The 23,355-nt window shown below is 35.7% G+C and carries 14 protein-coding genes; 2 read left to right on the forward strand and 12 right to left on the reverse strand.

Going from position 1 to position 23,355, the window contains the following annotated elements; all coding sequences use genetic code 11:
* Positions 1–21 precede the first annotated feature (21 nt).
* The 6 genes from porD to B0A64_RS22185 all read right to left on the reverse strand — a co-directional run bounded on the left by porD (position 22) and on the right by B0A64_RS22185 (position 4,874).
* The gene (porD, locus tag B0A64_RS22160; RefSeq protein ID WP_089481647.1) at positions 22–906 is read right to left on the reverse strand and encodes a type IX secretion system protein PorD; all 885 of its coding nucleotides are present in this window, start codon (positions 904–906) and stop codon (positions 22–24) included.
* Between the two features lie 72 nt (positions 907–978).
* Positions 979–2,193, reverse strand: coding sequence for a bifunctional phosphopantothenoylcysteine decarboxylase/phosphopantothenate--cysteine ligase CoaBC (gene coaBC / locus B0A64_RS22165; RefSeq protein WP_089481648.1), 1,215 nt, complete (start codon positions 2,191–2,193; stop codon positions 979–981).
* An 11-nt stretch (positions 2,194–2,204) separates the two neighbouring features.
* The gene (locus B0A64_RS22170) at positions 2,205–2,522 is read right to left on the reverse strand and encodes a DNA-directed RNA polymerase subunit omega (RefSeq protein WP_008463064.1); all 318 of its coding nucleotides are present in this window, start codon (positions 2,520–2,522) and stop codon (positions 2,205–2,207) included.
* Between the two features lie 4 nt (positions 2,523–2,526).
* The gene (locus B0A64_RS22175) at positions 2,527–3,327 is read right to left on the reverse strand and encodes an outer membrane protein assembly factor BamD (RefSeq protein WP_089481649.1); all 801 of its coding nucleotides are present in this window, start codon (positions 3,325–3,327) and stop codon (positions 2,527–2,529) included.
* A gap of 136 nt (positions 3,328–3,463) precedes the next feature.
* Entirely contained in the window at positions 3,464–4,345 is an 882-nt protein-coding gene (gene dapA / locus B0A64_RS22180) for a 4-hydroxy-tetrahydrodipicolinate synthase (protein ID WP_089481650.1), read from the reverse strand.
* A gap of 16 nt (positions 4,346–4,361) precedes the next feature.
* On the reverse strand, positions 4,362–4,874 hold the full coding sequence (locus tag B0A64_RS22185; RefSeq protein WP_089481651.1) for a DUF6913 domain-containing protein: 513 nt from the start codon (positions 4,872–4,874) through the stop codon (positions 4,362–4,364).
* Positions 4,875–4,921: 47 nt separating this feature from the next.
* On the opposite strand from B0A64_RS22185, the gene B0A64_RS22190 reads away from it, so the two are divergent.
* The gene (locus B0A64_RS22190) at positions 4,922–5,701 is read left to right on the forward strand and encodes a 5'-nucleotidase C-terminal domain-containing protein (RefSeq protein ID WP_089481652.1); all 780 of its coding nucleotides are present in this window, start codon (positions 4,922–4,924) and stop codon (positions 5,699–5,701) included.
* 162 nt (positions 5,702–5,863) lie between these two features.
* Positions 5,864–6,775 (forward strand): bifunctional metallophosphatase/5'-nucleotidase, encoded by a 912-nt coding sequence (locus B0A64_RS22195; RefSeq protein ID WP_089481653.1) that lies wholly within the window; start codon positions 5,864–5,866, stop codon positions 6,773–6,775.
* Here B0A64_RS22195 and B0A64_RS22200 read toward each other — a convergent pair.
* The 6 genes from B0A64_RS22200 to B0A64_RS22225 form a co-directional block, all read right to left on the reverse strand.
* Complete coding sequence (locus B0A64_RS22200; RefSeq protein WP_089481654.1) at positions 6,761–7,456, reverse strand: lysoplasmalogenase family protein; 696 nt, start codon at positions 7,454–7,456, stop codon at positions 6,761–6,763. The two genes, B0A64_RS22195 and B0A64_RS22200, sit on opposite strands and share 15 nt — an antisense overlap.
* Entirely contained in the window at positions 7,443–9,449 is a 2,007-nt protein-coding gene (gene ligA / locus B0A64_RS22205; protein ID WP_089481655.1) for an NAD-dependent DNA ligase LigA, read from the reverse strand. The genes B0A64_RS22200 and ligA overlap by 14 nt, the downstream gene beginning before the upstream one ends.
* A gap of 244 nt (positions 9,450–9,693) precedes the next feature.
* The gene (locus B0A64_RS22210) at positions 9,694–11,628 is read right to left on the reverse strand and encodes an OmpA family protein (RefSeq protein WP_089481656.1); all 1,935 of its coding nucleotides are present in this window, start codon (positions 11,626–11,628) and stop codon (positions 9,694–9,696) included.
* An 11-nt stretch (positions 11,629–11,639) separates the two neighbouring features.
* Positions 11,640–12,572, reverse strand: a complete 933-nt coding sequence (locus B0A64_RS22215) for a PorP/SprF family type IX secretion system membrane protein (RefSeq protein WP_089481657.1) — start codon at positions 12,570–12,572, stop codon at positions 11,640–11,642.
* Positions 12,573–12,618: 46 nt separating this feature from the next.
* Entirely contained in the window at positions 12,619–22,308 is a 9,690-nt protein-coding gene (locus tag B0A64_RS22220; RefSeq protein WP_089481658.1) for an Ig-like domain-containing protein, read from the reverse strand.
* A gap of 459 nt (positions 22,309–22,767) precedes the next feature.
* On the reverse strand, positions 22,768–23,079 hold the full coding sequence (locus tag B0A64_RS22225) for a hypothetical protein (protein WP_089481659.1): 312 nt from the start codon (positions 23,077–23,079) through the stop codon (positions 22,768–22,770).
* Positions 23,080–23,355 lie beyond the last annotated feature (276 nt).

The raw sequence follows: 23,355 nt of genomic DNA on the forward strand, positions 1-23,355 counted from the left end.
GTAAATTGAAATAAAAATCAATTAGAATTTAATTTGTGACCATTTGGTCGAATTCAAAGGAGATACTTTGTTGAGCATATCCGTCAGGTCTCCAACGGGAATACTTGGTCCTCCTGAAAATATAGAAACGATTTCGTCTGATTTTGCATCAAAAAATACTCTTGTCAAAAAGGCATTTGGTTTTACTGAATTTAATTTCAGAAGATTCAATAATGCTGCTTTTATCTTTTCTTTTGATGCTTTTAAATCCACATTCATACCGTCTAAGCCTGTATGATACCCATAAACGGTCTGACGTAAATCGCTGTACATTGGCGAAACCATATCATTTATTAAAAAATAACGGTTTTGAACTCCATCAGACTGGCTCCAGCCTTTAGAACCACCTTGTTGTGCAACATTAGCAATGTTTTGAGCGGTTTCAAAATATTGATTTCCTCCCCCCATTTGAAACGTATCAGCATCCATTCCTAAAATCATATAACTATAGAACGAAACTACAGATACTAAATTGGAGTCGAAGGTAGTCGGGTTAAACAACAAAGGTTCGTACTCTGTATATCTAAAGTTAAAATCTTTATCGTTGTAATTTAAAACTGGTGAAGAATAGGTCGAATTAAAAATTAATCGAGAAGATTGTACCTGAATAGTCCCTGTAAACTGATCGGAACTGTTTGATGACAATGTAATATACATCGAGCAATTGATTCGCTCGTTTTGTTTTAAAACTGAACCTGTCCAATCTGTTTTATTTACAAATTCGGATAATGAGGTTTGAAGTGTTTTAAAAACTTGCTGATTTGGATTTGGTAATCTTTCAGTATTAATAGTTACAGTACAATTTAACTGTTGTGCTTGTGTAAAGCCAAAGATAAAAAAAGCGAAAAAGACAACTATTTTATTCATTTCAAAGATAATATTTGTGATTTAGCAGCTAATAGAATTTACTATTCTGCTTTTAATTTATATTCTAAATCATTACGATTTCGAAAAATGTGAAATCACTTTATTTAAAATATCAACGGCAACGGATTCTTTTGTTTTTAATTCCATAGGTTCAATTCTAAAATCACTATCAATAAATGTTACTTTATTGGTTTCTTTTTTAAAACCGGCGCCCTCATCTTGTAAGGAATTTAAAACAATCAAATCTAAGTTTTTTTTCTGAATTTTCAACTTAGCATTGTCAATTTCATTTTCGGTCTCTAAAGCGAACCCAATTAAAAACTGATTTTTTTTGATTTCGCCAAGCGATGCTAAAATATCTTTTGTCTTTTCGAGCTCTATCGTAAAATCATCTGATGCTTTTTTAATCTTTTGCAAAGCTACTACTTTTGGTCTGTAATCTGCTACAGCCGCTGCTGCAATAGCAACATCAGCATCATTAAAATACAAATGACAAGCATCATACATTTCCTGAGCCGAGATTACATTAATAACTTTAACTAAATTATTTTTTGCCTTATAATGCGTTGGCCCCGAAACTAAAATAACCTCTGCCCCCAAACTTGCTGCCTGATGCGCAATATCAAACCCCATTTTTCCTGAAGAATGATTTCCTATAAAACGTACAGGATCTATTGCTTCGTATGTTGGTCCGGCAGTAATTAGTATTTTTTTTCCTTTTAGGGGTAATTTACTTTCTAAGTCTGCTTCAAGAAAAGCAATAATATTTTCCGGTTCAGCCATACGTCCTTCGCCGGATAAACCACTTGCCAACTCTCCATTTTCAGCAGGAATCATTACATTTCCAAACTTTTTTAAAGCTGCAAAACTAGATAAGGTAGAGGGATGTTTATACATATCCAAATCCATTGCCGGAGCAAAATAAACAGGACATTTGGCCGATAAATAAGTAGCAATTAAAAGATTATCGCAGTTTCCTGTTGTCATCTTAGATAATGTATTGGCTGTTGCCGGAGCAATTAACATTAAATCAGCCCAAAGAGCCAATTCGACATGATTGTTCCAGACAGCATCTTCATCATCCTGATTAAAGAAACTGGAATGTACCGGATTTTTTGATAACGTAGATAACGTAAGTGGGGTTACAAAATCCTTAGAAGCAGGTGTCATTATCACTTGGACATGTGCACCTGCTTTTATAAAAAGTCGTACTAATGAGGCTGTTTTATACGCTGCAATTCCACCAGAAACTCCCAGCAAAATTTTCTTCCCGTTTAAAACTGACATTATACTATATATTATTTATTTGAACTTCTGTGGTAAGTTTTACCATCTAACCATTCTTGAACCGCTAATGCGTGTGGTTTAGGCAATTTTTCGTAAAATTTAGAAACTTCAATTTGTTCTTTATTTTCAAAAACTTCTTCAAGACTGTCATTATAAGTAGCAAACTCTTCTAATTTCTCAGTTAATTCTTTTTTAATTTCAGAATTAATTTGATTTGCTCTTTTAGCCATAATGGTAATCGCTTCATACACATTTCCTGTTGGCTCTTCAATAACTGTTTTATTGTAAGTTATTGTATTTACAGGAGCATTCGTCTTTTTTAAATCCATGACTTTATTTTATTTTAGTAAATTTTTGTAAATCAGTTTCAACCCTAGCATTCATCTCGTCTGCCTCTTTTTTATATTTTGTAGCGCTGTTAAACTTAATTAAGTTGTTGTAAGCTACTTTTGCAACATTTAAACGTTCTTCCATTTTTGCAGGAACACTATTTATTGCTAATTTATATGCCGAATCGTATTTGTAAAACAATGCATCTTCTTTGAAAGGTGTTCCCGGAAAATCTGCGATAAAATTATCAAAAGCAATCAATGCTGATTTATAATCTGAAATCGTATTGTATCCTTTGGCATTTTCGTATGCTTTTTTCTCCAATTTGCCATTTAAAACTTTTACAGCTTCGTTAGCCTGAACTATATATTCTGAATTTGGATAATTATCTATAAAAGCTTGCAATTTCTCTAAAGCTTTTTGTGTATCTGTTTGATCAAGACTATAAACGGGAGCTAGTTTCGAATAACTGTAAGCGCCTAAAAAAGCAGCTTCCTGTACTTTCTCGCTTCGGGGATAACCTGAAACAAAACTTTCGAATTGATAACCGGCCAAATAGTATTGTTTTGATTTATAATAAGATTGCGAAAACATATAAAAAAGTTTCTCTGCCTGTGGCTTTCCTCTGTAAGAAGGTGCTAATTGCTCAAAAAGACGAATGGCTTTAGAATATTTTCCAGCATCATACATTTTTGTTGCCACATCAAATTTGGCTGCAACATCTTCGTTTTTTAATGCTTTTTGGTATTCACTACAAGAACAAAAAAGGACAACAACAATTAATAGAGATACTATTTTTTTCATTTTCTTACTTTTATTATGATTTCTTAGACAATTATGCCAAAGCAAAATCACACCGAAGTTCCGGTGGCAAATTTAGTTATTAATTTAGCTACTACAAAATATTTTTTGGTATAATAAAATACCGGCAATCTCACTGTTATTTTATGCTGTTTTTTACAAATTCATTCAATCTGTTTGCTAATGATTCATCGACACTTACCAACGGCAAACGTACCACGTTCTCAGCAATACCAAGGGCTTGAAAGACTTGTTTGATTCCGGCAGGATTTCCCTGTTCAAAAATCATATCAATACAATCTGATAAAAAGTATTGGGTTTTAAACGCTTCATTTACTTTTTTATTGAGTCCTAAACGAATCATTTCTGTAAATTCTTTTGGAAAACCTTGTCCAATAACCGAAATTACTCCTGCTCCGCCGGCTAAAACAATTGGCAATGCGATCATATCATCTCCTGAGATTACAAGAAAATCTTTTGGCGCATTTTTTATCAGTTGCAGTGCCTGAGCCATATCGCCTGCTGCTTCTTTTATTGCAACGATATTACTAAAATCATTTGCCAGACGAATAACTGTTGCCGGCAACATATTACTCGCTGTTCTTCCGGGAACATTATATAAAATAACCGGTAAAGGCGATGCCTCGGCAATAGCTTTAAAATGCTGATAAATTCCTTCTTGTGTAGGTTTATTATAATAAGGAGAAACAGAAAGTATGGCTTCGAAAGCCGAAAAATCTCCTGTTTTTAATTCCTCGACTATTTGTAGCGTGTTATTACCTCCAACTCCAAGTACCAAAGGCAATCTTCCTTTATTGGTGTTGATTACAGTAGTAATAACCAATTCTTTTTCGGCTTGTGATAAGGTAGCATTTTCTGCTGTTGTTCCCATAACCACAAGATATTCAACTCCTCCGTCTATCGAAAAATTTACGATACGCTGCAAAGCTTCGATATCTATTGAAAAGTCTTTTTTAAATGGCGTTACAAGGGCAACACCAGTTCCTATTAATGATTGCATATTCTAATTTATAATTTTACTTTATACTCTTTAAATACTTGAACAATTCGAAAACGAAAAGTTTATAATTCTGCATAGCGGTATTAATCATCCATCGATTTAGATTTTTATCTACAGATGCAAATCCTACTTTAAATTTAGCCTTTGATTTATGGGTTATCATCATCAAAACTGCCGTTTCGGTATCATAATAACTAATCAAGAGGTCAAATTCTGTCTCCATAAATTCATTCAAAAAAACTGCTGTAATTTCTCCGTTCCAACTGATGTCTTTTTTACCAAATGTAGGCAGAGAATACGTTTCCTTATCCTTGAATTTACTTCTATACGCAACAATTTTTATGTTGTGAGGAGCTATCCCTTTCAACAAAAGTTCGTTTACTATATCTTGCGAATGGCGAAAATCGCTTTCATCAATCAGTAAACCAATTGTTTGTATATTACTTGTAAAGACTTCGTTTTTGACATTATGCAAGTGATTTTTTAATGATTTTTTTACAAAAAATTCCTTTATATAATTTAAAAACATAGTACTTTTACCAGATTACAAAATTAATTATTTAAGTCGCATTTAAGATGGTAAAACTAAAAAAGTATAACGGATTTTTAAAACTTTTTGTTATATTCTTAACACTTTTTTTTATATTTTCTTGCAGTCAAAAAAACTATAATTTGACGAAGATAGAAGGAAAACAACTTCCGATCAATGAAAAAGGTACTGAAACTCCTGAAATTGAAAAATTTATTAAGCCTTATCGGGATCATATCAATAAGGATTTAGACAGTGTTCTGGCTTATTCTCCTGAAACACTTGATAAAAGTACCGGAAAATGGCAAACAAGCATCGGGAATTTATTAGCCGATGTGTGTGTGGAGCGCGGGAATCTTGTTTTTAAAGCTCGTGAGAAAAAAAGTATTGATTTATGTTTATTAAATCATGGTGGAATTCGTGCGATCCTTCCTAAAGGTAATGTAACGACAAGAACTGCTTTTGAAATTATGCCTTTTGAAAACAATCTGGTTGTTGTCGCTTTAAAAGGACAACAAATTCTAGAAATAGCTGCTTATATTATTAAGGAGAAAAAACCTCAGCCTCTATCAGGTATGACTTTTACAATCGCAAAAGATAATACTGCCAAAAACATTTTGGTTCAGGGAAAACCTCTTGACCTTAATACCGTTTATTATGTAGCTACAAATGATTATCTGGCAAATGGTGGCGATAGCATGAATTTCTTTGCGAAGGGTGTTCAGAAATTTGATTTGAATTATAAACTTCGAAATGTATTGATTGATTATTTTAAACAAGTCGATACAATTCCGGTAGCAAAAGATATCCGAATTACAGAAGAATAAAAAAGTTCGCCACGAATTACACCAATTTACACGAATTCCAATTGTAAAAATTCAATACGAATTTGAGCGAATTCAAAAAAAATCAATTCATGCAAATTCGTGAAATTCGTGGCAAAGAAAAAAAACATTAGCAAATTACAGTTTTCGTAAAAAATATACAAAATGAAAAGAAGAGAATTTATCGAAAAAACAGCTGCAAGTACTGCCTTATTAAGTTTAGGTTTGTCCTTGAGTAGTTTTGAAACTAACGATATCAAACACTTAACGATTTTACATACTAATGATGTTCACAGTCATATTGACCCTTTTCCGGCTGATGATCCTCGTAATGCAAATAAAGGTGGTGTATCTCGCAGAGCTGCACTTATAGAAACTATTCGTCAGGAAAATCCAAATGTACTTTTGTTAGACGCAGGAGATATTTTTCAGGGTACTCCTTATTTTAATTATTACGGTGGAGAACTGGAGTTTAAGTTGATGAGTATGATGAAATATGATGCATCGACGATTGGAAATCACGATTTCGACAATGGTCTTGACGGTCTTTATGCACAAATGCCACATGCAACTTTTGAATTTATCAATTCTAACTATGACTTTAAAAATACGGTGATGAACGGTCTTGTAAAACCGTACAAAATCTTTAATAAAAGCGGAATTAAAGTTGGTGTCTTTGGTGTAGGAATTGAGCTTGCCGGCTTGGTAGACAAACAAATGTATAAGGAAACTGTTTATAATGATCCGGTCGAAATTGCCCAGGATATGACGCAATTATTAAAAAAACAAGAAAAATGCGATTTGGTAATTTGTCTTTCGCACTTAGGTTATAAATATAAGGACGACGAATCTAAAATCTCTGATTTAAAATTTGCTGCACAAACTCAGGATATCGATTTAATTATTGGTGGTCACACGCATACTTTTTTAGACAAACCTACTATTGTAAAAAATAAAGCAGGACAAGATGTATTGGTGAATCAGGTAGGTTGTTATGGTATTAATCTTGGGAGAATAGATTTTTATTTTGATAAGGATAAAGCGCACAGCAATCAGGGAAGATCAATTGTTGTATAAAAGTTTTTTATGAATTTTGACTTTTTCAAGAAAGTATTCTACCATAAAGAAATAAGCCAGAATTTGTGTTACATCCCGAATTAAAACGAGTACCACTGAATAAGAAAAGTATTCGTTGAAGATGTAGAATATATCCGAAAAAATATAACTAATGGCCATTAATGACATTAGTAATGTAATGTGTGTTCCTTTTGTAATGTAACTTACAAATGAAAAGTAGCTTAAAACGCCAAGCACAATTCCGTAAAAAGTATAAATTATATTAAACTTTTTCATATTGTCGGATTGCAAACTTAGCACTGAAATGAGCAGATAAACGATAAATATAATTACTATAGAAACTGGCAAAATATCTTTTTTTGCCAGTTTTATTTTTTCATGTTCTCTTATAAAAAGTTTTACGATCAAAAGGTACACTACGAGAAAACTTAGTACTGCACCAATTTCTGAAATTTCGATATCCATTAGATCAAAGACCTGACCTACAAAACAGAAGAGAAAAATCAAACCTTCGGTTTTTTTTATTTTAAACTCGTTACTTATCAAAAAATAGATAAAAATTGCAGGGAGCACAATCGCTTTAGCATAAAGTGCAAAAAAATCCTGCTCTGTCCAATCAAAAATAATTGTGCACAGTAACGCTACAAAAAATAAAATCAACGATGGTTTATTCGCTTTCATTTAATTTATTTATAAAATCTTCTTCTGATAATATTGGAATATTCAGTTTACTGGCTTTTTCTAATTTTGCTGGTCCCATATTATCTCCGGCTACTACAAAATCAGTTTTCGCAGAAATTGAACTTCCAACTTTCCCTCCGTTATCTTCGATTGTTTTCTTTAATTCGTCTCTTGAAAATTGTGCAAAAACACCTGAAACTACAAATGTTTTACCCATGAATTTTTCGGTAGCATTCGGATTTATTTTTTCGACGATTTCAAATTGAATACCATAGCTTTTTAAGCGGTCGATAATTTTTTGATTTTCTTCGTTTTCAAAAAACTCAATCACGCTTTTGGCAATTCTTTCTCCAATTTCATCTACTAAAATTAAATCCATTAGTGTAGCCTGACTTAGTGCCTCAATATTTTTATAATGTTTGGCTAGTTTTTTAGCTACAGTTTCTCCAACAAATCGAATTCCGAGCGCAAAAAGCACACTTTCGAACGGAATTTCTTTTGATTTCTCTACACCGTTTACCAGATTCTCGGCAGATTTTTTTGCCATTCTTTCGAGATGCAAAATATCATCTACTTTTAGCTCATACAGATCAGCATAATTATGAACCAGACCATTCTTAAATAGCAGGGCTACTGTTTCGCCGCCAAGACCTTCAATATCCATGGCTTTTCTTGATATATAATGCTGTATTCTGCCTATAATTTGCGGAGGACATCCGTAAAAATTAGGACAATAATGGTTGGCTTCTCCTTCGTTTCTTACTAACTGGGTCTGACATTCGGGACAATGTGTGATGTATTGCGTTACTTCTGAGTTCTCTGGTCGTTTTTCTAAATCTACTGCAATAATTTTTGGAATGATCTCACCTCCTTTTTCTACAAAAACGGTATCATTTATTCTGATATCCAGTTTTTCGATTTGATCTGCATTGTGCAGCGAAGCTCGTTTTACGATAGTTCCTGCCAATTGTACCGGTGCTAAATTTGCTACCGGCGTTATGGCTCCGGTACGACCAACCTGATAGGTAATCGAATTTAATTGGGTAGAAACTTGTTCTGATTTAAATTTATATGCAATTGCCCAACGAGGTGATTTTGCGGTATATCCTAACTCTTCCTGATGCTGAATGCTGTTTACTTTTATAACTACACCATCTGTTTCATAAGGTAAATTATGGCGGTGAACATCCCAATAATCAATAAAGTCAAAAACTTCCTGCAGGTTATTGACTAATTTTGCTTCGCCCGGCACTTTAAATCCCCATCTTCTGGCAGATTCCAATCCTTCGAACTGAGAGGAAAAAGGCAAATTATTACCGGTTACAAAATACAGTAAACATTCTAACGGACGTTTGGCAACCTCAGCGCTATCTTGCAATTTTAAACTCCCTGAAGCTGTATTTCTTGGGTTTGAATAGGGTGTTTCTCCTATTTCTATCAATTCCTGATTCATTTTTTCGAAACCGGCAAAAGGCAAAATAATTTCTCCCCTAATATCGAATTTCTCCGGATAGTTCCCTTTTAGTTGTAAAGGAATTGATTTTATGGTTTTGATATTATTGGTAACCTCATCTCCCTGAAAACCATCTCCACGGGTTAAAGCCTGTACCAGCTTTCCGTTTTCGTAAGTTATGCTTATCGAGGCTCCGTCATATTTTAATTCGCAGGTATATTGCAAATCAACATTTCCTAAAACTTTCTGAATTCGGGTTTCCCAATCCAGTAAATCTTCTTTAGAATAAGAATTGTCTAAAGAATACATGCGGTATTGATGGGCAATGGTTTTAAAATTTTTCGTCACAGTACCTCCCACTCGTTGTGTTGGCGACTGTGCGTCGAAAAATTCCGGATTTTTATTTTCTAAATCCTGAAGCTCTTTTAGTTTTATATCAAAATCATAATCAGAAATTGTGGCATTATCTAATACATAATAATTGTAATTATGCTGATTTAGTTCGTCTCTTAATGTCTGAATTGTTTCTTGAATACTCATAAAATATTATAATACTGCTGGTTGTGTTTTTGAATAACTGAATCTCAAAATTAGGATTATTTTTGTTCAAAAACAGCAAAAAGCAAAAGTTTTATAAATCAAAAATCAAGCTGCAAAAAGATGCAACTTGATTTTCTTCTTGCCCATTATTCTTAAAAAGAATTAAACAAAACCAACTTCCAAATGGTCTCTTCGTTTTATATTTTTATTCTAATAATCAAATTATTAGTCTATCAACATAAAACTATTTCTGAATAATGATAAAGTCTGAACGTCTGTTCAATAAATGTTCTGCCTCTGTACATTTTACTCCGTTTTTACATTTATTTATTAATCGGGTTTCGCCGTAACCTATTGCGCTTTCTATTCTTGAAGCGTCGATACCCTGGGAAACGATATAATCCCGTGTCGATTTGGCTCTGTTATCAGAAAGTTTCAGGTTATACGAATCTTTTCCCCGAGAATCTGTATGCGATTCTATTTTGATACGAATATTAGGAAATTTTCGCATGATAAAAACTACTTTGGCCAATTCATCGACCGCCAAAGGTGTAATATCGTATTTGTCATAATCAAAATAAATTGGGTTAACAGCTACTTTTTCTACTCCTTGTTTTTTTACTACTAAGTCATCATAATTGCTCAACTCAAAATTAACGTTGGTAATTTCGCCTTCATTTTCTTTTGTGGTTTCAACTGTTTTTTCGTCGCTGCTATAGTTTGTTTTTGTAGCTACTAATCGAACTGTTTTATTACAAGGAACTGTCACGGCATAATTACCCTCGTAGTTGGTTTTTGTTTCTGCCAAAATCTCGTTGTACGAATTGTAAGCAACAATAGTAACATCTGTAATTGGCAATTTTGATTTTCTATCGGTTGCTTTACCAGATATGTTCTGGTTGCAAACCGGTTCTCCTTTTACAAAAGAATAAATATCATCGTCTCCTTTACCTTCTGCCCTGTTTGAAGAAACATAACCATAACTTCCACTTTTGTCGATTATAAAAGTAAAATCGTCTTTATTACTGTTTATTGGCGTTCCAAGATTTCTTGGTGTAGAAAAACTTCCGTCTGGCAAAAATTTACTTTCGTATACATCCAGATCTCCTAAGCCATAATGTCCGTCTGAAGAGAAATATAGGATTCCGTTACGAAAAAATGGAAAAAGATCATTACCAATTGTATTGATTTGTGGTCCTAAATTTTTAGGAGAACTCATCGTGCCATCAGCTTCAATTTTTACCACATACAAATCTGTTTCACCGTAACCACCAGGCATATCTGAGGCAAAAAACAACCATTGTCCGTCATCGCTTAAACAAGGATGCCCTACAGAATAATCGTCATTATCGAATAAAACTTTTTCTGGATTTTCGACTTTTCCATTGACAATTGATCCTTTTAGGATTTGAAAATTATTGACTTTATTTTCATCAATTACCAGCCTCTTTTTTTTAATGATATTCGAAGCATAATAAATTGTTTTTCCGCTGGCATCAAAACTTGCCGTTGCTTCATGATATTTGGTCATAACATTGGGCATAAACAGGCTTTCGTTAAACAAACTTCCATCTGCAGGATTTCTTTCTGCTACATACAGATTCAGAAAAGGCTGGTTGTTCCAGGTATACAGTTTATCACTAAAATTTGTTGTATCTCTTGCTGATGTAAATACAATCCGGTCCTGATAGAAAGTGGCTCCAAAATCTGATTTACTGGTATTAATATCTAAATTTTTTATTTGATAAAGAGACTTTGCTTTCGATAAACTATCCAATTGCTTTTTTTGAGCAACATAGTGATTGATCTCTTTTTGATCTCCTTTTTTGTTTAGATACTCTTTTGTTATTTTATCAGCATTATTGTAATCCATAACTGCTTTCATAGACTGAATGTAACGCAGGTAATAGATATCTGTTAGATTATTGCCCTGAGCTTCATACAATCTTTTGTACCATTTAAGAGCATTCTTTGCATCTGAAATAAAATAATACGAGTCTGCAGCATTTTTTAATGTTTGTGTTGATGGATTCTCTATATTTTGCAAACACTCTTCGTAGGCTTTAGAAGCATCGGCATAAGAGTAATTTTTAAAGAGAGCATCGGCCTTTTTTAAATTAGTCTGAGCAAAACTAAACGCAAAACTCAATACTAAACTAAGGATATATAATTTTTTCATAAGTTTTATATTTAGAAGAATCGAGGAGATTTAATTTTACTTTGGTTTTTAGTAAATTGATAACGCAAGATGATTTCGTGTGTTCCATCGTTGTATTTATTCAAATCACTTACGGTATAATCAAAAGCATATCCAACATAAAAACTTTTGGATATTTGAAAACCTGCCAATATACTCACAGAATCATCTGTTCGATAGGATCCACCAATTACAAATTTCTCTGCAATCATAAAATTTGCCGATATATCTGCCGTAAGTGGTGCTCCGCTTACTGCTTTTACTAAAAATGCCGGCTTAAACTTTAAATTTGGATTCAGATCAAACACATAACCTCCCATAAAATAATAATGTAAACGATCGTAGTTTATCGATTCCTGAACATCATCATAATAATCACTTTGGATAAAACTTGGGATCGAGGCTCCTAAATACCATTTGTCTGTGTAATAGTAAATCCCTGCTCCCACGGCTAATTTCATCTGATTATCAATATTCTGATTCAGCAAAACATCATTATTATTGTAGTATCTCCCTTTTGTCCAGTCAATGTTGAGCATTCGCATACCGGCTTTAAGACCAAACGCGAGTCTTTTTTCATATCCAAGCGGAATTGAATAAGCGAAGTTTCCGTCAAGATACAATTCGTTCGACGGACCAATTTTGTCGTTTACGACGCTTAATCCCAGACCAATATTCTCGTTTAAAAGCGGTGAATGAACAGAAAACGATTGTGTCTCCGGTGCTCCGGAAATTCCAACCCATTGAGAACGGTGCAAAAGTGTTGCTTCTAATGATCCCGTAGATCCAGCATAAGCTGGATTTACGGACATTGTGTTGTACATGTATTGGGTGTACTCCGGATCTTGTTGTGCACTGGCACAAAATGTAATTAAAGAACATATTAAAATAAAATACGTTTCTAATGATTTTATATATAGTTTCATAACGATACTTATTAAGTTTAATTAATTAGATGATTAATCCGGCTGATTATCTCATGATAGATAACCATCCTTTTCTAGCCGTTCCATCTCCTATGGTTATCACATAAAAATAAGTACCTGTTGGCAACATATCTCCTCTACTAATAACTCCGGATACATTGGCAGTACCGTCCCAATCATTTTCATAATGTTGTTTACTATATACTAATGAACCGTATCTGTTATATACTTTCAACTCGTTATTTGGATATGATTCTATACAATCAATTCTGAAAAGATCATTAGCTCCATCATTATTTGGAGTGAACTCATTGTAAACAGTCAAACAAATTGGTTCAACAGAAGCTGAAGCCGAGTTATTTGACGGATCAACATCTAACGGAGTCGAAATTTCGACAGTTGCAACATTCAGGTAATTACCGCTTGACAATACTTCTGCCACAATTGTAAGTACAACACTTTGTCCCGCATTTAAGGTTGGAATTGTCCAAAGTGATGTTAGCAAATCATACGTTCCTGCTGTTGTACCGGCACTTACCAAATTATATCCGCTTGGTAGTAAATCACTAACTATTGTGTTAATAAAGTTTCCTTGTCCAACATTATTCACCGTTACCGTAAATGTTACCTGATCACCAAAATTAGGTGTCGGATTGCTCACTGTGTTGGTTATCGTTAGATCAGAACAAGTTGCAACAGTAACATTTAGCGTTTTAGTTGTGGTCTCGTTACAGGTATTGGTATACGTAACCGTAACTTTACCCGGTCCTATATCCGACCATGAAACAGTTACCGATCCATCTGCGTTTCCGCCACCAGAAGTAATTGTACCATTGGTAATTGACCAAACATAATCTGATTTTCCGTTAACAATTGAATAAGTAATTCCCTGAAAAACACATGGTGTATCATCTGTTGCCGTAATAGGAACTAATGCATCGTTTTCAAAAGAAACTGTTATCGCTAATCTTGTAGCACTTTGGCAACCATTTGTTGCATTGCTAAGCGCTGCAGCATAGTATGTTGTAGCAGTCAGAGGTGTATTTACAGCCAATGGTGTCCCGCCTGTTGCAGTACTGTACCAAACTACATTAGTCTCATTAACAAGGATACTTGCTATTGTTGGAACTGCTGATAAACAGAATGTTTGTGTTGGTTTTGGTGTCGTGATGATACCCGGGGTATTTACATTAACGACAACTGCCAATCTTACCGGATTTTCGCAACCTGAACCACTAGAGATAACACCGTAATAAGTAGCGGTAGTTAAAGCTGTTGTTGCCGGTATTGGAGTTCCGCCTGTTGGCGTGCTGTACCAAATAACATTTGATTCGTTTACCTGAATGTTCGCCACCGTGGCTGCGCTTACAGAACAGAAGTTTTGAGTTGCTGAATCTGTCGTAGGTGTTGGCATTGGATTTACAATGGTAATGGTAACCAGCAAACGAGTAGCACTTTTACATCCTGTTATCGGATTTGTAATTTCTCCATAATATGTACCGGAAGTCAATGCAGTTGTTAACGGAATTGCTGTTCCGCCAGAAGGGCTGTTAAACCAACTTACATTACTTTCGTTTACCTGAATACTCGCAAATGTTGGAGCACCTGTTGAACAGAAGTTTTGAGCTACATTGTTTGTTGTAGGAGTAACTCCGTTACCAATTGTGATTGTTATTTTCAATCTAATACTACTTTCACAACCTGTTATTGCATCTTTTAAGGCTGCAAAATAATCTCCGCTTACCAAAGGTGTTGTTGGGGCAAGGGCTGTTCCGCCACTTGATGCACTATACCACAACACATTAGTCTGATCTACCTGAATATTGGCAACAGTTGGATTATTTTCTGAACAAAAAGCCTGAGTAAGCAATGTGCTTGTAGGAGTACCAGGATCTGTTACGCTAATCGCTACTTGTAATCTCTCTACACTTTCGCATCCAGATACCGCATCTTTTAGTACTGCAAAGTATGTTCCGCTTGTCAATGCTGTAGTAGACGGGATTACTGTTCCGCCTGTTACAGCGGTGTACCAAACGATATTGGTTTGATTAAACTGAACACTTGCAAAAGTTGGTGCATTTACCAAACAGAAGTTTTGTGTGCCTGGTGTTACCAAAGTTGGTGTACCCGGATCGATAAGATTAATCGTTACAGATAATCTGGTAGTGCTTTCGCATCCTGATACCGGATCTTTTATCACCGCAAAGAAAGTTCCGTTTGTCAATGGTGTATTCGATGGTATCAGTATTCCGCCTGTTAAAGCTGTGTACCAAACAATATTAGTCTGATTAAACTGAACACTTGCAAAGGTTGGCAAGTTTGCCATACAAAAGTTTTGTGTACCTGCTGTTACTAAGGTAGGCGTTCCAGGATCAGATACATTGATTGTTACGGATAATCTGGTTGCACTCTCGCAATTTGTAGTAGCATCTTTTAAGGCTGCAAAATAGGTTCCGCTTGTCAATGGTGTAGTAGACAAGATTGCTGTTCCGCCTGTTAATGCGGTATACCAAACAATATTAGTCTGATTGAACTGAACGCTCGCAAAAGTTGGTGCATCGATCAAACAGAAGTTTTGAGTTCCTGCGGTTACTAATGTTGGTGTACCCGGATCTGTAACGCTTATGGTTACGGATAATCTGGTAGCACTCTCACAATTTGTAGTGGCATCTTTTAAGGCTGCAAAATACGTTCCGCTTGTCAATGGTGTAGTAGACAAGATTGCTGTTCCGCCTGTTAATGCGGTATACCAAACGATATTAGTCTGATTAAACTGAACGCTTGCAAAAGTTGGTGCATTTACCAAACAAAAGTTTTGAGTTCCTGCTGTTACCAAAGTTGGTGTTCCGGGATCTGTAACGCTTATGGTTACGGATAATCTGGTAGCACTCTCACAATTTGTAGTAGCATCTTTTAAGGCTGCAAAATACGTTCCGCTTGTCAATGGTGCAGTAGACAAAATTGCTGTTCCGCCTGTCAAAGCGGTGTACCAGACAATATTAGTCTGATTAAACTGAACACTTGCAAAAGTTGGTGCATCTGCCAAACAGAAGTTTTGTGTGCCGGCTGTTACCAAAGTTGGTGTACCCGGATCTGTAACGCTTATGGTTACGGATAATCTGGTAGCGCTCTCACAATTTGTAGTGGCATCTTTTAAGGCTGCAAAATACGTTCCGCTTGTCAATGGTGTAGTAGATAAGATTGCTGTTCCGCCTGTTAACGCGGTATACCAAATAATATTAGTCTGATTGAACTGAACGCTCGCAAAAGTGGGTGCATCGATCAAACAGAAGTTTTGTGTGCCTGCTGTTACCAAGGTTGGTGTTCCAGGATCTGTAACGCTTATGGTTACGGATAATCTGGTAGCGCTCTCACAATTTGTAGTGGCATCTTTTAAGGCTGCAAAATAGGTTCCGCTTGTCAATGGTGTAGTAGACAAAATTGCTGTACCACCTGTTAAGGCTGTATACCAAACGATATTGGTTTGATTGAACTGAACGCTGGCAAAAGTAGGTGCATCAATCAAACAGAAGTTTTGAGTTCCTGCTGTTACCAAGGTTGGTGTTCCGGGATCTGAAACAATTACTGTTACAACAGATCGAACTGAGCTCTCACAACCTGTTGGATCTTTTATAGCTCCATAGTAAGTTCCGTCTACCAATGCAGTTGTAGGATCTAATGCAGTTCCTCCTGTAGCTGCTGTGTACCAAACTACATTGGCTTCATTTGCCTGAAGATCTGCAACTGTTGGTGCATTTACTAAACAGAAATTCTGAGTATAAAGTATCGATGTTGGAGTTGCAGGGTCGTTAACCATTACAGTTACAACTTTAAGTTCTCCATTTTTATTAGGACATGTATTATCACTGCTAACAGCTACATAATACGAAATAGGACTCATGGCTGTTGTTAAGCCAGAAACTGTTAGAACTCCGGCAGGACTAACGGCATAAGTTACTCCGGCAACTGTACCATTTGTAACAGGTTGCGTTTTATTGGCATCTAAATACCAAAAGAAAACCGGATTTACCAGACTGCTTGTTGGTGTTAACACCGCATTTGTATCATGACAAATAGAAGCATTGTTTACTGTAATATCTGTTGCCAAAGAAGTAGGCAAAATAGTAAATGTTACCTGTTTTCTGTCTGCTGCCAAAGTTTCACAAAATTCATCTGAACTAACTCCTACAGAATAAGTATAAGTACCTGGAAGTAAACCGGTAAGTACCAATTTAGGAGTTGTTTCCCCTGCAATTAACTGGCTTGTTGTTCCATCAAAGCTATACCAGTGATATACAGGATTTACAAGCACTGGTGTAGCACTCAGGATTGCGTCAAGAGTTACTTTGCCATCTTCGGCACAAATTACAGTACTGTTTCCACCGTTTATTGTTACGCTTGCTATGGCACCTGCAGGAGTAGTTGCAGTAACAACCACTGTTACTTCTCCTCTTTCAAGAGCCGGACAACCATAACGAATTGGTTGAATATAATATTTATAAGTACCTGCAGCCAATGTAGCCGGAAGTGTATACGTTTGACCACTAGCCAGAACATTGCCTCCGGTTGGAGAATCATACCAGGCATAATTCGCACAAGATTTAGGCGGTACCTGGAGTGTAATAGCAGCTCCCGGACAGACTGTGAGTTTATTGTCGAGATCACCTCCTATAACCTTGGTATTAGTTACACGATCAATCGTATGAACTCTAAGTTGATCTAAAACACTCGCAACACCTCCAAAAGTAATTACTACTTTATCATAAGGTTGTGTTTGTGGAGCAACAATTGTCATTGCCATTGTATCTCCGGAAAGTAGTTTTAAAGTCAATAAACTACTTGTATTTTGTATTGGTGCACCAACAGCAATATTTCCTGAATAAAGCTGAATAGTGAATCCGGTAAGTAAATTAAGATTTAAAATTGTTCCCGGTTTCGAGATTGTAATTCTTAAACTGTCGCCCACCATAGAAGGTGTTCTAAAAGTTGTGGTTAGCTCTGCAGCAGCAAGTACTCCTGCCCCGCTAAACATTGTAGCATAAGTAGCAATATCGCCATCGGCAACGTTCCACGGATTAGAAACTCCTACCGTAGCTGTCAATGCCCCAACTCCCATATCTTTTACACCAGAGAAAATATCTTCGATATCACCCTGACCACAAGCAATTTGAGTTACTTGTTTTTTATAGTAAGCATCATATACATTAACATTTTGTGCCACACTCAAAATAGATCCCAACTGAACTCTGATTCCATCAAAATCCTGAAGACCTGAAACATTAGAAGGAACAAATGTATATTCGAATGAATTTTGACCCGGTAACAAATTTAACAAAGAACCTGATACAGATTGTAAAGTTCCAATATCGATTGGATTGTTAGATCCGTCACGTTTTGTACCAATCACCGAGATACTTTGTCCTACTGCAATTAGACTATTTTCTAAACCTAATTTTACTGTTATAGGAGTTCCTTTAGGGATAGTTGTAGGCCATTGCAAATTTTGCCATGTAGTACCAATACCTAAAAGTCCTAAACCTGTAGTTATTGTCGAGAAAGTACCAGGGTCATTATCTACAGCCAAAGGTCCGTTTGTAACTGATCCTGTAATAATTGATCCTGATAATTGAGAATTAGCATAAACCCTTTCTAATAAAGAATCACAAGCCGCAGGATCAATCACACTAATCGTTACCGTTTGGCTGGTAGTACAATTTCCGTTACTCGCAATAACTGTGTAAGTAAAAACACCAACAGTATTAAGAGGTCCTGTGCTATTTGATGCCAAAACATTTCCTTGAGGATTATACCAGGTAATTGTTCCGTTTGATGTTGCAGTTAAGGCAACCGAAGATCCTACATTTACAGCGATCGAACTTGTCACCCCTGTTAATGTTGGCAACGGGTTTATTGTTACCGCTACCGGTAGTTTAACTGACGGACAAGCAACTCCTGTTGTTTGAGCCTGAATATAATACGTACCACTTGCAACAATATTTGCCGCAACCTGATCTGTAATTGGATTATTTGATGCATCAAAGAAAGTATAAGTTGTATTTCCTGAGGTATCAAAATTTGTAATGGCATCTTTCAGGTTTACTTTTGCACAGCCCGCAAACGGAGTTGTCACTGCCAAAACTGAAGCTGCCGGATAATTGACAACAACTTGTTTTAATGTCCCATTAATATTTTCGCAAGTACCGCCGTTAAGTACAGATACATAATAATTGTATGGCGCATTTGCAGCAATAAGACCACTAATAGTAAGTGCTCCCGTTGCAGGATCTTTTACGTAAGTTACTCCTGCAAGAGTTCCTGTTGTAATTTCCTGTGTTTTATTTTGATCTGTATAATATTTAAAAGTTGCTCCCGCTAAGGCAGATGTTGGAGTCAATACAATACCTCCCGCACAAGTAGCGGTAACCGGGCTTGTAATTGCAATATCTGCCGCTGTTGGTATAGGCAATACTGTAATCGTAACCGGTTGGCGAACACTATTAATACAAGTACCTGCACGAGTAGCTTCAAGATAATAAGTGGTTGTAGCACTTAACGGACCCGTAGGATTAACTGTTACTAAATTCCCTCCAGTTGGAGCATCGTACCAGGTAAAAGTTTCTGTACCTGTAGAAGATGCTGTTAGCGTAGTAGTTCCTCCTGCACAAACTGGTGCTGTTGCTCCGGTTATTGTTGCATTTGGAAATCTGTACGAAGCTTCATAAATATTCAAAGTAGTCAATAAAGTAGCTACTCCGCCTCCAATACGAATTTCAAGTTTATCGAATGCCGCTGTCGCAATAAAACTCGCTTTAAATTTATTTCCTGATAATAACTGCAAGCTCAATAAATTATTAGTAAGCAAAAATCTGTCGTTATTATAGGTTGCTCCATTATAGGTTGCCAAACTTATTCCGCCCCCTAATAATGAAACATCTGCAAGTCCTGCCGGCAATTCTAATTCAACATCGATAATATCTCCTGCCTGACCTGGTGTAGGAAAAGTTAATTGTTGTTGTATATAGGCACCAGCTGCTGCAACAGGAGTAAAAAGTGTGGCAGCTGTATTTATGTTTCCGTCTACAGAATCATTTGGATTAGTAGCATTACACAAACCACATAATATAGGATCTTTTGAAGTTACCTGCGCATTTGGCTGCAAACAGCTATTAACTGTATTAATCACCATAACAGTAATTACAGCTCTTGTACTACTGGTACAATCTGAAGATAAATCAGTAGCTTCAACATAAAATGTTTTATTTGCTGTTAAAGCCGGACTTGGAGTATAGGTACTGCTGTTATTTACTAAAAAAGTACCACCTGTAGGAACATCATACCAGGCGTATGAAAATCCTGCGGTAGCTGTAACTGCTAATGTTACCGTCTGACCAGACTGGATCACTACATTTGAAGATACAGGAACAGGTGCCGCAGGTCGTGGACTTACAGTAACAGTAACCGGTGTACGGGTCGCGCTTAGACACGTTCCAATTCCTGCTTCGACATAATAGGTTGTAGTAGCCGTTAAATTGGGTGTTGCATACGATGTACCTGTAAATAATAAAGTCCCGCCTGTAGCTGCATCATACCATTGGTAGGTTGTTCCTGCAACAGGCGAATTAACGGTTATTGTTGTTACTGATCCGCTACATAAATTTGTTGGACTTGCAGCAACTGTTGGCGCTATAGGATTATTTACGGTAACAAGTACAGGGAATCTTTCGCTATTGACACAACCATTGCGGGTAACCTCTACATAATAAGTTGTATTGGCAGTCAAAGGCAAAGTTGTATAAGCAGCTGTACTACTTAATAAAGTTCCTCCCGTTAAGGCACTGTACCATTTGATCGTTTCTCCCAAAGCTGCACTGGAAACCAAAGCAGCAGTTTGCCCACTACAAATAGTTGTATTTCCTGAAATTGTTGGCGCTTTGTATCTGTACGTTGCCTGATAAATATCTAAATTAGTTAGCGCAGTTACCACACCGCCTAATCTAATTTCGACACGATCAAAATTTGCACCCGCAACGATACTTGCTTTAAACTGATTACCGGATAATACTTGTAAAGTAACCAGAGGATTATTGATAAATACCCTGTCACCATTATAAGTTGCACCATTATAAGTTGCTAAGCTCACAGCTCCCAATAAGGACAAATCAGCAATTCCTCCCGGCAATGCAAGTTGTACATCTACGATATCCCCTGCTTTACCGGGATTATTAAACTGTAAGGTTTGTTGAATCCATCCGTTTAACAAACCTACCGGTAGCGATATTCTGGCTGCTGTAGCACTATTGCCATCAACAGAATTATTTGGTGTTGTAGAAGAACAAAGTAAACAAAGTCCGTTTTGAGTAGTTTGTTGACTATTAGCTTCCAGACATCCACCCAATGCAGCAGGCAAAACCGTTACCGTTACCGGAACTCTGGTTGTACTAACACATCCTCCCGCACTATTGCGTGACTCTACATAATAAGTTTTGGTTGCTGTTAAAATTGGAGTTGTAAATGTATTTGAATCTCCTAATAATTTAGTTCCTCCTGTAGCCGCATCATACCAATCTAAAGCAACACCTGCCTCACTTGTTGACGCGGTTAAAGTTGCATTTTGACCTGACAATATCGATACACTTTGTGTTAATACCGTTGCAAGTCCGGGAACTGGAGTAGATGTAACATTAACGGCAGTTCGTGTTGGTGTTTTACAAGCGCCAATCGAAGCCTCTACATAAAAAGTAGTGACACCTGTTGGTACAGTTGGACTATAGGTATTGCCTGTACTTAAAGCAACCCCTCCTGTTGCAACATTGTACCAGGAATAAGTGGTACCCAATACCGGATTTATAACAGATAATGTGGTAGCCTGAGTTGCTCCGCTGGAACAAATTGATGTTCCGGTAGTGCTAATAGTAGGCAATACAGGCTCTATAACATTTATTGTTACCGGTAATCGCTGATCACTCTCGCACCCTCCAATTCTTGAAGTACTTATATAATAAGTAGTTGTTGCTGTCAATGCTGGTGTAGTATAAGTACTAACATTAGAAAGAGCTGTGGCAGATGTCGCTGAATCATACCAGGCTATTGTTGTTCCCGGTGCTGCTGTCGCAGAAAGGGCTACTGACTGACCTGTACATACAGATTGTGTTTCGCCATTGGCAACAGTAGGTTTTGCAAATTGCAAACGTACATCATACACTCTTAAATTAGATAATAAACTAACCAGTCCTCCTACTTGTATTGTAAGTTGGTTAGCATCTGCGGTAAGCGTATACTTTATAACCGCCACTGTATTCCCCGGCAAAACCTGAATGTTTAGCAAAGGATTATTTAGTGCCAGGACAGGACCACTAGTTCCTGCGACTGAATTTTTTGCCTGAATACTTGCATTAGATAATAAACCAACATCTAATAAAGCCGAATTCGAGCCATAATAAATAACAATCTGATCACCAGCTTTTGCTGTCTGACCAAATGTTACCGTTTCCTGCGCGAAACAAAGTACACCAAGCGCATTTGTTAATGTCGCATAAGTACTTAAACTCGAATCGTAAGCAAAAGTTGGATTAATAATCTCTGTAGTACCAAGGCACACTCCACCAATACCAGAAGTATGGGAAGCGGGTCTACAAAAGGTTTGTGCAAAGTTTTTATTGCACAGAAGCAATAAAAACAATAAACCTAACAATCTCGTCTTTACGATGAGATCATAAAAAGTAAAATTTTTTTTCATAATTTGGAAGATTAGAAAATGGACAATAAAATACCTGTTGCGATAAGCATACATGCTTAGGCAATTTTAAAAAACGTTAATAATCAGCTAGTTAAAATGAAATTTAAATTACTAGAATACTAAGAATGTAAACTCCACTTCAGTAAAAAAATCATATTGTAATCTGTATAATAATGCATACTTATGAGTACTTATTATTTTAAAAATAAAAAGTAATTCAATTTTTTTGAGGAATATTGATCAATATCAATCTTCCGGAAGGAGTGATTTGTTATAGTATTAATTTTCTAAAAGAAAATTATAGTTGATCTAGAATCGGGGGGATTCTATAAATATATAGTTGATTCAATGTTTATAGAAAGTTGATTAGGCCATCTATACTTTTTTATGTTTTAGAAACTCAATCTAAAAATTGAATCCTTTATTATAATTTAGAAGCATTATTGCATTTAGAAAAATTTAAACACAACAATACTTCTCATCTACAAAGTCGGCATTGGGAGACTTTGAAAATAAAAAATTGGCATAACCGGAAAATTGATTTGAAAAATTTGCACCAGCACGAAAATCAAAGTTGATAATAAATTTGATTATTGGTAAACCGATAAAAAATAAGGCTAAAATAATATTAACACCTAATGCAAACTTGATAAAGAAAGTAATTGTCAATTCCATACGCAAACTAATTAAGTTATTATTAAAAGCTCCAATTTCAAATTCCGGTAAGTGACATAATAAGTCTAATCTGTTTCGATTAAAAATAGCAATCAAAAATTACTGTTTAATTATGTTACTTTAAAAAGTACAAAAAACTACTTTGTTTAACTTTTCTATACTAAAGTTATAAAAAACAAAAATGTAAAACAAGAATAAAATTCTTATTTTTTTAGAAATTGGAGAATTAAAGAATTGGAAAAATGATGTAAATATCAGAAAAACCTACACTTTTAGGTTAAAAAAAACTGTTACAAAAATCACAAAAAAAAAGAATGGGATATGTTAAAACTTAAAAAAGTAAGTTAAATATTACTTTTAAAATTGATTAAT

The sequence above is a fragment of the Flavobacterium araucananum genome (assembly GCF_002222055.1).
GTDB lineage: Bacteria > Bacteroidota > Bacteroidia > Flavobacteriales > Flavobacteriaceae > Flavobacterium > Flavobacterium araucananum.